Raw genomic sequence first — 12,478 nt, 5'->3', positions numbered from 1 at the left:
CTTCCCGGGAACAGGCTTTTCTGATTGTTTCATTCGGAGATCGTAATGACTGAGGTTACAAAGTGATACAATCCGTTCTCCAATACCGCCTGCGATAACAGGATTTTATTGCCTTCCGGACTCCAGGCGAGCGGGTCAGAGGCGTTGTCCATATCCGCCGAGATCTGGAACTGTTCTGCCGACTCCGTGTTGGAGACAAACAGCCCTTTCTCATTATCATTCTCGGAATTGATGGTGTATGCAATCTTGGAATCATCACCCGACCAGCTTGTGCCGAAAATCTGCGTGCCTCTGGCGAGCGTAGCCTTCTCATTGCCTTCCAGATCGGTGAGCACCAGCGCCCGTTTGGTATCCGCTGTTCTTTTCACAATCGCAAGCCTTGTTCCATCATTAGAAGGGATGACCCACTCCACACTTTTCAGCACCTGTTTCACGTCACCCGTCTTCGCATCGTATGCATTCAACTGGCCGTCTTCGCCCGTAATATAATAGAGCATATTGCCTGACACCTCGATACTCCGCACATTGAAATTACCCGTCTCCACCAGTACCTTTGTTGTACCGTCCACACTTGCCGAGATCAGATCACCCTTCATATTGGGGAAAACGACATGTTCATTATCCTGCCATGCACCCTCTTGGATGAAGCCATCCTCCTTACCAGCAGGAGTTGTCTCCCCATTATGCAAGTTCAGGAAGTAGCCTTTGCCCGTATTTTCCTCCGGCTCCCGATAGAATAAGTACTGACCATCCGGTGACACCAGCGGTGCACCCAGGCTGGCTTCACTTTCCTTGAGCGGCGTGTCTGTGCCTTTCGTCAGATCATACATATATAAGTTATGCGGGTATCTTTCCTGACCTTCAACCGTGACGGGTTTCAAGGACTTGTTCTCTTTGTCGGATACAATCCAATCATCACTAAGCCATGCGATCCCGCGCATATTTGGAAGTTTATCGATTTTCTCCAGCTTAAAGCTCTGGTACACGGACGTGTTGGTATTATCTTTTACTGTAATGTCGGTGCCCGTTTTCCCACCTTGTGCGTTGCCCCCCGGCTCCGTTGTTCCCCCGCATGCCGCTGTCGTTAACAGGGCAATGGCTCCGAACGTGCCCAAAGCTGCTTGTTTCCACTTCATGATGGTCCCCCCTGGTTTCTCTTGCTATAGACCAAGCATACACATCGCATACTTCCAAAGTTATTCAGACTTGTTTCGAACTTGTAAACTTGAATCAGCCAAAGGGAACATGAGCTGGAACGTCACACCTTCCCCAGCTTCTGGATCGCCCGACAGCAGGGTGATTGTACCGCCCTGTTTTTCAACAAACTGCTTCACGAGAGATAGCCCCAGTCCGGTTCCACCGGTTTTTCTGGCTCTGTCTTTGTTTACGGTGTAAAAGGGTTCAAAAATCTTCTCCCGCGCCTCTGCCGGAATCGGCGTACCCGAGTTGTAGATGCGAATGATCGCTTGACGCTCCTGCATCCGTAGTTCGCTCTTCACCCGGATCACACCATCCGGAATGTTATATTTGATGGCATTATCCAGCATGTTGATGAAAATATGCATAAGACTCTCCCGATCGCTGCGGATCACCGCCGGTTCAAGATCCAGTTCCATGTTCAGCGCAAACTTCTCCGCTTTCCCACGCATCCGGCCACAGGCATCCTCCAGTAGAGCACTGACCTCTACATCTTCGGCCTGGTTCTCGAAGTCATACTTCTCCAGAGCAGATAAATGTAGTACTTTCTCCACCATCTCGTACAGCCTCTCCGTTTCTTTGCCAATGTTACTTGTGGCATCATCAAGAAGTTGCGGATCATCCTTGTACATGTCGAGTAGCTCCACATAAGCTTTGATCGATGTCAGCGGTGTCTTGAACTCATGGCTGATGTTACCGATATATTGTTTCTGCTGCTTTTCCAGCGCCTGAAGTTTCTCAATCGCTAGTTGCAGCTTCTGCTGCTCCGCATGCATGGCTGTGATATTTTGCTGAATGGATGTACTCATATAATAGATGCCCTGCCCCAGCTCGCCCAACTCATCCTTGCGCTTTAAAGGAGACTCCGTAATGTAGTTCCCTTCGCGAATGAAATCTGCAGACTTTTTCAGCCGGGTAATCGCGACAGCAAACCGATTGTAGAACAGATACCCCAGAATGAAGCTAAGCGCCACAACCGCAATCCCTGCCCACATAAATAGTTGAAGGATACGGGCATAAAAATCTTGGTAACTCTGGACAGGATACTGTATCCACACGGCACCCATCTGCCCATCCGGACCGTCCAATGGCGCAGCGTAGAGCAGGGTGTCCCCTTGTTCATGATAGGCAATTTTATTATGCAGCGCATAGTCTAACGTTTCCTGAACGAGTTCACTCTCACCGGAGGCGAAGGATGCTCCCACCTGCTGACCTGTCATGTTATAGAGTGCTATTGGCAATCCGGTAGAGTTGGCCAGTTCCTGTGCCAGCCTGCGGCCATTTCGCTGTAAAAAAACGTCCTGATCGAGATGAACGGACTCGGTGTAGTAGGACTGTCGCACATTCAGATTCACCAGCCGTGTCTGCTGTGATAGAATACCTTCAATCTGTGACTGCTGATTGCGTTCAATACCGCGCAGGACCAGTGAACTAAGCACCACCACGGTCAGGATAAGCAAGGCTGCCAGAAAAACACTGAACTTCAGCTTGATGCTGACTCTCATACAACCCCGCCTGGTTCAGGTGCAGATGCTTTGTAGCCAATCCCATATACGGTCTGCAATTTTTGCTGATCCGTATCTCCGATTTTTTTGCGCAAACGCTGAATGTGAATGTCCACGGTCCGTGTGCCACCTGCATATTCCATGCCCCAGACCCGATCCAGCAGATCATCTCGTGTGTACACACGCTCGGGATTGGACATGAGAATGGTCAGCAGGTCGAACTCTTTTGGTGTCAGATCCAGCTTTTCCTCATTCACGGTCACCGTGCGGTGAGCAACATGAATACGCAGTGTGCCATTCACGATGGCCTGATTCTTCGAATCGTCAGGCGGTGGACTGCTTTTCTCAACACGACGCATGAGCGCTTTCACCCTTGCGAGCAATTCTCGGATCTCGAATGGTTTGGTCATGTAATCATCGGCACCCATTTCCAGGCCAACGATCTTGTCCACGATATCATTTTTGACGGTCAGCAAAATAATGCCTATATCCTCCCGGTCCTCCAGCCTGCGGCATACGCCGTATCCATCGAGCCTGGGCATCATGACGTCCAGAATCATGACTTGCGGGTGAAAGGATGCAACCTTGACCAAGGCCTCTTCGCCGTCACTCGCGGTCTCTACTTCATATCCTTCGCGCCGCAGCGCGTAAGCAATGGCACTGACGATGCTTGATTCGTCATCTACCACGAGCACTTTTTTATTCATGGGATTCATCCTCTTTATCTATGTCATGGGTTAGTTTATGGGTCTATGTTAGCAAGGTCTATGTTAATTGGCTATGGATGAGTTGTAATTTGTATGAAAGGTGTCCTCCTCTCAGCTTGGACTTCGCTTTACTTTCTTTATACCCCAAAGGCAACAAAAAGAGCCAACCCGTGATTGGATCAGCCCTTGGTCTATAGATTCCGAATCATGTTACTGCTTAAGTCAGCCGTTTTGGGTTATCCTCTACATCTACTCCTCAAATGACAGATTGAGCGGCTCGTCTGACATCTCGTACTCTGTCTCCATATGCGTCAGCGGTGTGTTCAGATCAACTTCTTCGAAGCGGAAGCTGTCGACCCACACTTTTCCTTTACCGTTCAAAATAACCCCGAATGAAATGACCGCACTGCCCTCCGGCACATCAAGCACAATACTATACTGATTCCATGGCTGCGTACCCGTAATTGGCCGATCATGCATGTTATCAAATTGAAGTACATCATGGACGTTATTATCAACACGCATCCATAACCCGCAGAACGCATCCACATGCTCGGTCTTCACGAATCCCGATAACTTCATCCGCTTACCCACATACTTGTCCGCTCTGAACTGTTGCATCATCGTTGCGAACTCGTTAGGCTCCATCGGCGTAACTGCCTTCAAATATCCTGATGCTTTTCCCTGATGCACTTCGGCAGGATCAATGCCCATCTCATAATTCTGCGGATGACTTCCCGTTAACATCCAACCTGTAACTGTTGACGTCTGATTCATCTGTACTTCTCCTCCTCTGGTTCTTCCTTCGAATAATTTCAGATCGAACAATTTGCGAAAACGTCCTGGTGGCATGCCATATAATTTGCGGAATGCGCGGGTGAAGGCTTCCTGACTCTCAAAACCACATGCCAGCGCGATGTCCAAAATGCCCGCATCCGTCGATCGCAAGGTCGTGGACGCCAGACTCATCCGGCGATTGCGGATATAATCCACGATGGTCATGCCCACCTCATTACGGAAAATTCGATGGTAGTGATACGGCGACAACAACGCCTCGGATGCCACTTCTTCCAGCCCAATCTGCTCATGCAGATGAGTCTCGATATAAAACAAACTTTGCTGAATCATTGCACGATAACGGCTCAACTGAGGTAAAGCCCCCTTCCATATCCTTACTATACGTGAATGGTGTAACCGCCGTTTTGATCATTTTTGCTATCTTCACTTCGGTTGGCCTCTATCTCGGAACGCAAAAAAGAGCCAATCACGAATGGAATGCTTTCCGTAATTGACTCTCCTTTTATCTATTTGCACAACATTCTTCGTCAGACAGCCGGTACCGGCTGTGCACCAACATCTTCGTCATCATGCTCCACCAGTTCATGTTTCTCCCAAGCTCTGCTCTTCCAGCGGAAGAACATAATGACCGCACGGGTCCACTCATCCGCCGCAATGGCAAGCCACACACCAGCGAGCCCCAGATGAAGCTTGAATATGAGCAGGTACCCCAGAGGCAGACTCATGCAGACCATGGAGATCAGACCCATGTATACCGGGAACTTTGCATCCCCTGCCGCACGCAGGGAACCAATGATCACAATATTGCAGGTACGCCCTGTTTCGAGCAAAAGACTGAGCAGGATCACTTGAGCCCCCAGCTTGATAATTTCCGGATTATCCGTAAATATGCTCATCAGCGGTACGCGGAAAAATATGATGATTACATCAATGATAACCGTGGCCAGAAGGGCCCATTTTACACTGTCAAAAACACGTTTGTACGCATCGTCTTTGCGCCGCGCACCCACAAGCCGGCCTACAATGATCGATGTCCCCATACCAATCGCCATGCTGAACAAGTAGATATAGCTGGAGATATTACCCGCATACTGCTTGGTTGCCATGGCTTCTGCGCCCAGATAGGTCACATATAGCGTGAACACGAGCTGGCAGGAATGATATACCATGGACTCCATCGCAGACGGAATGCCAATCCGCAGAATTTTGCCAATGAATTTCTTGGACAATTTAATGTAGTATTCGAAATCCACCCGTACCTCGCTCACACGATACAACAACCAGAAGAAGATCAGCAGGCAGATAAACCGACTTCCTACCGTGGAGATGGCTGCCCCTTCCACCCCAAGTTTCGGCAGGCCGAAGTGTCCAAAGATCAATGCATAGTTACCAACAACGTGAATCACGTTCATGAATACAGCAACATACATCGTTTCTTTGGTGTAACCATGTGTACGAATCGTCGCAGCCAGCGCATTAATGAGTGCCTGGAGGAAGATCCCGCCACCAACGATATTTATATACGAACGGGCAAAATCATAAATTTCGCCTTGAATATTCAGAAGGGTTAGCAATTGTCCGCCGAACAGAAGGAAGATTCCGCTCAGGACCAGACCTACGATAAGATTCAGTGTAATCGCATTACCCGTAACTTGGGCTGCTTCACTTAACTTTTTCGATCCGATATATTGTGCTACTACAATCGCAGCACCATGTCCAATGACTTCCAATACAAGGATAGCGATAGAAATAATCTGATTGGCTGCTCCAACGCCGGAGACCGCATTATCGGATACCGAGCTGAGCATGAGCGTATCCACGCTCCCCATCAACATAAATAAGAAGAGTTCCAGGAAAATGGGCCATGTCAGTCGAATCAGATTCAGATCCTTGGCATCAGAACGAAGGGACTCTTTGGTTGAGGATATTGCTGTCATTTTCTCACCTTTCCCATGTGGGCTTTAATTCTTAGGGTATGTTAGCACAGGTGGTTTGAAAATGCAGTAGTTTTGCGAAAATAGTTGAAAGTTTTTTGTAATACCATAAATAGGAATTTTCACTGTTTTCATCAAGCCCATCTTCCGTACACTTACCAAAGGTTTCAGAAGACAAGAAAGGACCCTTCCAACTTGCCTTTTAAGCAAGTAATGGAAGGACCCTAACCCTCAACTCAACCTTTTAACCTTTAACCGAACCAGCAGCAATGCCCTCCACGATTCGATTACTCAGGATGAGAAAAGCAATCAGAATCGGCATAATGCTGATCATCAGCGTTGCACCAATGGCTCCCCAGTCCGTTGTATATTGACCGATAAAGTTCTGCACCCCAACGGTCAGGGTCTTGTATGAATCCGTACTGATGAACGTATTAACAAAGATGAACTCATTCCAGTTATAGATCATGTTGATGATTGCCGTTGTGGAGATAACCGAAGCTGTCATCGGCAAGATAATCCGAAAGAAAATTCGATGCACGGAGCAGCCATCCATCACTGCGGCTTCTTCCACTTCCCGGGGAAGCGCGTAGTAGAATCCGAGTAAAATCATAATGGTAATTGGCATATTAAAAGCAATATAAGACAAGATGACTGACAAAGGATGATCGGTGAGATGAAGCTTCAGGAACAAGCTGAACAGCGGAATCAACGTGGAGTGTACAGGGATCATCAGACCCACCATGAATAGCCCCAGCACCAGCGAACGGCCCTTCCAGCGCATACGTGTAATGGCAAAGGTCACCAGACTGGCAAACAGCACGGTAACCACCACCGAGACCACGGTAATCCATACACTGTTGAAGAAGTACAAGCTGATATTTCCCTCTGTCCATACCTTGACATAGTTTTCCCAACGCGGGGTAGCAGGAAGGGAAAAAGGCGCCATGTCGAATACTTCCTGATTATTTTTAAGCGAGAATAACAGCAGCCATACCAAGGGTAAAATTTGCAGCAAAGCTACCAGGGACAAGAGGAAATATAGCAGAACATATCCGAATCTCCTTAACCATGCCGAGCCTCGGCCTGTCCCCGGGTAAGTTGGCAATCTAACGGCCGTATCCGTCTTCACCGGGATGGACCTCCTTTCATTTCACTAGGGCGTGTCTGGAAACTCCGAAGGTGGCAGATTTTGCCGAATTTTCGTTCCAAGCAAGGAAATTTTCCGCAGGCGTGCCGGGGCACGTCAAGGGAAAGTGACGCAGCAGGGGGCGAAAAGGCGGTAAAAGATGCACTTCAGCGAGTTTTCAGACACGAACTAGCGTCAGGAATACTGGATCGTATCTTTGGATGCCGTCGCTTTACGAAGCAGCCAGGTAACAAGCAGACAGATCAAGAGCAGGAAGAACCCTACAGCACTGCCGTAACCAAAGTCGAAGCTACGGAACGCCTGACGATACATATAGGAGGCCATCACTTCGCTGGAGCCATTCGGTCCGCCATCGGTCATCACGTAGATGAGATCAAAATACTTGAGTGAGCCTACCACAGCCAGTACCACAGTCACCTTGATGACTTCAGTAATTAGCGGCAACTTAATTCGAAAAGCGATCTGCCAAGGGCTTGCCCCATCAATCCGGGCTGCTTCCACCAGAGATTCCGGAATATTTTTGAGGGCCGCATAATAGATCAAAATATAGAAGCCTGCATACTGCCATAGAATCGGTACGAACAGTGCATACAGCACCAGTGATGGCTCCGCCAGCCAGGCTGGCGGATTGCTGAAGCCGATCGCTTCCAGAAAAGTGTTTAGCACACCATTGCTGGGATGATAGATCTTCAGCCATAACTGGGCGATCGCGACCGAAGACAGCAGCATCGGGATCAAATATATTTTGCGGAACAGATTGGCACCCTTGATCTTGCCTGACAGCACCAAAGCAATCATCAGATAACCGATCAGACTCAGCGCGGAGAACAAAGCAAGCAAAAAAGTATGATTCGCACTCTGCCAGAATGTTCCGTCCTGAAGCAGTCTGGCGTAATTATCCAATCCAATAAAGGTCATTGCACCGATCCCGTCCCATTGCATCAACCCATAATACCCGGTGAGCACAATCGGGATGTAAACCAAGATCAGCAGCAGAAGCAGTGCAGGTAGCACGTACAACGCAGCAACGAGACGGTTGGACATGACTTTGTCCATCACATTATCCTCCCTTCAAGCGTTCAAGCACGTGTACGTCAATTGCCCTTATCAATTGCAGCCTGATGATTCTTCACAAAATCCTCTGGTGTCACCGCTTTGCCAAACAACGCCTGAATCATGTCCAGATGGGCCTGAGCGGCTGCCGGTTTCATCTGTACATCTGCAAAGAGCGTAAGGCTGCTGGCCTGATTCAATTCGTTCAGCAGGTCGATGTAGAGCTGTGGCAGCTGTACTGCAGCCGTATCCACTTTGGTTGCCGGGATGACGCCTGCCTCAGTCACCGAACTCTCACCCCATTTTTCCACAAAGTATTGCACGAACTTCGCCGCTTCTTCCTTCACTTTGGAATTCTGGGCCACGAACAGCCCTACGCCTGGACCACCTACCCAGCTGTTAATATCGCTCTTGCCATCTTCCATCGTTGGGAATTTGAAAAATCCGATCTTGTCTTTGAATTCCTGTGGGATATCCGGGTTAGTCGTGAAGTTTGGCAGTTCCCACGTACCCATCAGATACATGGCAGCTTTTTCGTTCATGAATTCGGATTTGCCCTCATCGTTGGACAACCCGTTGAAACCTTTGTTGAAGGCATTCATATCCACCAGCTTTTGTACCTCGGCAGCAGCTTGAGTCAGAGCAGGATCGTCAAACTTGCCGGTGCCATTGATTGCCTTTTCCAGTGCATCTCCACCTAACCGATTTGCCAGATACATATACCAGAGTGAGCCAGTCCAGCGGTCTTTATTGCCCAGTGCGATCGGAACCTCACCGTTCTCGGTCAGTGTCTTCAGCACACTCAGGAATTCATCGTACGTTGCTGGCGGCTGCAAGTTATATTTCGCAAAAATGGCTTTGTTATAATAAATGGGGGAGATATTTAACTCGATAGGTAGGGCATATGTTTTGCCGTCAATCGCATAGGCTTCTGTTGTGCCAGCTATGAACTTTTCGCCCAGCGAGTCGCTCAGCAGATCATCGACCGGTGCGAACAGGTTCCCCTTCACATAAGGCTCCAGAAAACCAGCAGCCCAAGTTACACCAATATCGGGAAGTTCATTGGATGCAGACAGGATTTTCAATTTGTTCTTGTATTGTTCATTCTCCAGCACTTCCTGCTTGATGGTCACATTCGGATGATCCGTCTGGTACTGCTTGATGATATCGTTGACCAATTTATTTTGCTGTGCAGAACTGCCTGCCGGCCAGAGGTGCATGAATTTGAGGGTTACTTTCCCATCTGTGCCGTTGCTGCCCGTTTCACCCGCTTGCTCCGAACTTGAACTGTTACATCCGGATAAAATTACGGCGAGAACCAGCGTCCATGACAGAAGAATGGCCATCGTCTTTTTGCTCATTATTCCAGACCCCCTTGGTTTTTTCGGTTAATGTAACCGCTTTAACCAAATTGTAGCACGGGTCTATTGCCTCTATAAGACCAGAACAATTTGGAAAAACTCCACTTTTTTGAGGTTATTTGTTATCTCGTTCAGATAGGGAATGCCGATATTTGCTTGGACTAAGCCCCTCAAGACTTTTAAATACCGTGATAAAATACTTATCCGTCTGATACCCCACCTGTTCCGCAATTTCCGAGATCGGCAGGGCTGTCTGCACAAGCAACTCCTTCGCGCGCTGAATGCGTTTGCGGGTAAGGTATTCACTAAAATTGATGCCGATCTGTTCCTTAAACAATACGCTGAAATAACTGGAGTTGAGATGGAGCAAATCAGCGACTTCACGCATGGTCACATGTTCACCCAGGTGAGTATCCACATAGGTCAAAGCTTCACTGATCTGGCTATTTAGCCTCTGTTCCCCTCGCTCCTTAACATCCAGCAGCTTGGGGTCAACCATTTCTTGCATCGTTTGAATACGTCGCTGCTGTTCGCTGAACTTTAGGGCTTTTTCGACGGTCTGTAGCAATTGTTCCTTATCAATCGGTTTCAACATATACTCCACAACACCCAACTTAATGGCCTGCTGGGCGTATTGAAAATCGGCATGTCCCGACATAATCAGGACAACAGGTTTGTTTGCAAAATGCTGAATGGCTTCAATGAGGGACAAACCGGAAAATTCCGGCATGCGAACATCCGTTATTAACAGATCCACCGGCTTTTTCTTGAGCCATTCGACAGCCTCGACGCCACTTTCTGCAGTCTGAATGTGATTTCGTCCTGCTGACCATCCCTCCAATGTCTTGCGAATACCCTCTCTTGTACGTGGCTCATCATCAACAATAAGAATCGTTTTGTCATGAATCATATTGCACCCTCCGTTCCCATGGGAATCTCAAAGCCAATGACGGTCCCTTCCCCAACCTTACTTGTTAAGGAGAGCTTGCACCGTTCGCCAAGTTGGCTGCCAAAGTAGAGCTTCAGCCGTCGATGTACGTTGATCAGACCTACGCCTGACCCCTTGTTGGATACAGTGGGACCACCATGTAAAGCATGAATGACAGATTGAAGCCGTAATTCATCCATACCGGGACCATCATCCCGAACCTCAATGCGAACCAGACTCTCATCGATTGAAACATCCACGTGGATGCTTATCTTGCCGGGTCCCAGTTTACTTTCAATGCCATGGAGGATCGCATTTTCCACCAAGGGCTGTATAAGCAGTTTCGGAATGGGGACCTTACGACCCGCATCACTCAATTGAATCTCCCATTGCATTCGATCCCCCAACCGCATCTGCATAATGCGAAGATACCGCTCTGCGTGTTCCAGCTCGTCGGCAATCGTAACCCACTCATCCTGCTGAGAGCTGGAGATAATGTAACGAAACAATCGGGACATCGCCACAACCATACGTGCCATCTCCTCGTCTCCCTTCTCCTCCAGGGACCAATAGAACGCCTCCAGTGTGTTAAATAGAAAGTGGGGGTTAATCTGAGACTGCAACGCCTTCAACTCCGCCCGGGACTGCATGACTTCCTTCTCATGAACCACACGGGTCAATTCGTTCTGTCTGTAGACCATCTGGTTATACACGTTGTTGAGTTCATTAATCTCCATCGTAGCGCTGACCATTAGATTAGGTCTCATGGCTCCCGGTTGTGCACTACGCATGGCCCGCATCAGGCGTATGAGCGGACGTGTAATCATCGTGGACAGAAAAAAGGACATGATCAGGAACAGAGCAACACCAATGATTCCCGAAATGAGAAGCGCCGTCCTCAGGATGGATACCCCTTCCGTTGTCTCCCGCAGCGGAGTCAGCACAGCAAGTGTCCATCCCGTTAATTCAGACTTTTGCCGGACAACGATATAGGATTCCTCCCCGTTCTGCACGACGGATCCACTGTCCAATATGGCTTTGGGATCGAGATTAATCTCCAGATCAGAAGTCACAACTTCGCCTGCCCCATCCAAGAGCATGATCGAGTCCTGCGAACCATCTGCCCCATTCGAATCATTGAGTTGAAAGAAACTGCGTTGCATCCGCACCACAATATAGCCTCCATGCTCAAAGGAATGTTCCAGCAGGTTAATGCGCCGAATAGCCAGAAGCACACCCGGATCTTCAGGGTCAGCGCCTGCCCATACCAGTCTGCCTTTTCCTTCATCCGCCAGGTTGATCCAGTTGCGCTCCACTCTGAGATCGAGGGATCGGTCATCCATCGGAAAGATGCGGTTATAACTCGTAGTGTATATCTCCATACTTTGCGCTCCGTTGATGAAAGACTGATAACTGCCTGCAATCTGCAAGAGAGCTTGGCGCTGATTAAAGGTGGCCGGGTTGCCTAGCTTCTCATCGCTGAGCAGGCGCTGCACATAGGAATCATCCGCAACCTGGGCGGTCAGCGAGTTCACTTGTGCAATGAGTGCATCCAATCTGCCGCTGGCTTGGACAGCAGTTTGATGAATATGTTTCTCCGCATTGCTTTTTAGCAGAGCAGCTACCCGATCATAAGCCGATATGCCTGCGAGCAGCAGAACAACAAGCATCACCAGAACGAAACCAATGAAGATCTGATTGCGGAGGGAGTTAAAATGTCCTTTTTTCCAATGCAACTTCCCCATTCTCCTCTCTTTTTGGCATGTAAAAGAACCCACCACTTTTCGCCCGTGCTCTTGAAGACTGGGTACAAACGATGCCGGATTTATCTACGTATTCAGTTTT

The 12,478-nt window shown here is 48.7% G+C and carries 11 protein-coding genes; 1 reads left to right on the top strand and 10 read right to left on the bottom strand.

Annotated elements, in window-relative coordinates:
- Window positions 1-29 precede the first annotated feature (29 nt).
- From FE296_RS01980 to FE296_RS01955, 6 genes are all read right to left on the bottom strand, one after another.
- Window positions 30-1,136, bottom strand: a complete 1,107-nt coding sequence (locus tag FE296_RS01980) for a TolB family protein (protein WP_150364131.1) — start codon at window positions 1,134-1,136, stop codon at window positions 30-32.
- A 60-nt stretch (window positions 1,137-1,196) separates the two neighbouring features.
- A complete protein-coding gene (locus FE296_RS01975) occupies window positions 1,197-2,702 on the bottom strand; it encodes a sensor histidine kinase (RefSeq protein ID WP_150364130.1) in 1,506 nt (501 codons plus the stop codon).
- Window positions 2,699-3,409: a response regulator transcription factor gene (locus tag FE296_RS01970; protein WP_150364129.1), complete on the bottom strand. Its 711-nt coding sequence runs from the start codon at window positions 3,407-3,409 to the stop codon at window positions 2,699-2,701. The genes FE296_RS01975 and FE296_RS01970 overlap by 4 nt, the downstream gene beginning before the upstream one ends.
- 249 nt (window positions 3,410-3,658) lie before the next feature.
- Window positions 3,659-4,555 (bottom strand): helix-turn-helix transcriptional regulator, encoded by an 897-nt coding sequence (locus tag FE296_RS01965; protein WP_150364128.1) that lies wholly within the window; start codon window positions 4,553-4,555, stop codon window positions 3,659-3,661.
- Between the two features lie 179 nt (window positions 4,556-4,734).
- Window positions 4,735-6,144 (bottom strand): MATE family efflux transporter, encoded by a 1,410-nt coding sequence (locus tag FE296_RS01960; RefSeq protein ID WP_150364127.1) that lies wholly within the window; start codon window positions 6,142-6,144, stop codon window positions 4,735-4,737.
- Window positions 6,145-6,385: 241 nt separating this feature from the next.
- A complete protein-coding gene (locus FE296_RS01955; protein WP_124116906.1) occupies window positions 6,386-7,249 on the bottom strand; it encodes a carbohydrate ABC transporter permease in 864 nt (287 codons plus the stop codon).
- Window positions 7,250-7,304: 55 nt separating this feature from the next.
- Between FE296_RS01955 and FE296_RS33710 the strand changes: the two genes are divergently transcribed.
- Entirely contained in the window at window positions 7,305-7,427 is a 123-nt protein-coding gene (locus tag FE296_RS33710; RefSeq protein WP_257467776.1) for a hypothetical protein, read from the top strand.
- Window positions 7,428-7,465: 38 nt separating this feature from the next.
- Here the strand turns inward: FE296_RS33710 and FE296_RS01950 are convergent, their stop codons facing one another.
- The 4 genes from FE296_RS01950 to FE296_RS01935 all read right to left on the bottom strand — a co-directional run bounded on the left by FE296_RS01950 (window position 7,466) and on the right by FE296_RS01935 (window position 12,369).
- The gene (locus FE296_RS01950) at window positions 7,466-8,347 is read right to left on the bottom strand and encodes a carbohydrate ABC transporter permease (RefSeq protein WP_124116702.1); all 882 of its coding nucleotides are present in this window, start codon (window positions 8,345-8,347) and stop codon (window positions 7,466-7,468) included.
- A gap of 38 nt (window positions 8,348-8,385) precedes the next feature.
- On the bottom strand, window positions 8,386-9,705 hold the full coding sequence (locus FE296_RS01945) for an extracellular solute-binding protein (protein WP_124116703.1): 1,320 nt from the start codon (window positions 9,703-9,705) through the stop codon (window positions 8,386-8,388).
- Between the two features lie 115 nt (window positions 9,706-9,820).
- Entirely contained in the window at window positions 9,821-10,615 is a 795-nt protein-coding gene (locus tag FE296_RS01940) for a response regulator transcription factor (RefSeq protein ID WP_150364126.1), read from the bottom strand.
- Window positions 10,612-12,369 (bottom strand): cache domain-containing sensor histidine kinase, encoded by a 1,758-nt coding sequence (locus FE296_RS01935; protein WP_124116705.1) that lies wholly within the window; start codon window positions 12,367-12,369, stop codon window positions 10,612-10,614. Before FE296_RS01935 ends, FE296_RS01940 begins: the two co-directional genes overlap by 4 nt.
- Window positions 12,370-12,478 lie beyond the last annotated feature (109 nt).

The organism is Paenibacillus sp. UASWS1643 (assembly GCF_008693195.1).
Taxonomy (GTDB): Bacteria; Bacillota; Bacilli; order Paenibacillales; family Paenibacillaceae; genus Paenibacillus; species Paenibacillus amylolyticus_B.
The sequence above is the reverse complement of the archived record's forward strand: the minus strand, read 5'-3'. Positions and strand labels throughout refer to the sequence as shown.

Coding starts and splice junctions, on each gene's coding strand:
- FE296_RS01980 (WP_150364131.1), bottom strand. CDS start 1,136: ATGAAGTGGAAACAAGCAGCTTTGGGCACGTTCGGAGCCATTGCCCTG.
- FE296_RS01975 (WP_150364130.1), bottom strand. CDS start 2,702: ATGAGAGTCAGCATCAAGCTGAAGTTCAGTGTTTTTCTGGCAGCCTTG.
- FE296_RS01970 (WP_150364129.1), bottom strand. CDS start 3,409: ATGAATAAAAAAGTGCTCGTGGTAGATGACGAATCAAGCATCGTCAGT.
- FE296_RS01960 (WP_150364127.1), bottom strand. CDS start 6,144: ATGACAGCAATATCCTCAACCAAAGAGTCCCTTCGTTCTGATGCCAAG.
- FE296_RS01950 (WP_124116702.1), bottom strand. CDS start 8,347: ATGGACAAAGTCATGTCCAACCGTCTCGTTGCTGCGTTGTACGTGCTA.
- FE296_RS01945 (WP_124116703.1), bottom strand. CDS start 9,705: ATGAGCAAAAAGACGATGGCCATTCTTCTGTCATGGACGCTGGTTCTC.
- FE296_RS01940 (WP_150364126.1), bottom strand. CDS start 10,615: ATGATTCATGACAAAACGATTCTTATTGTTGATGATGAGCCACGTACA.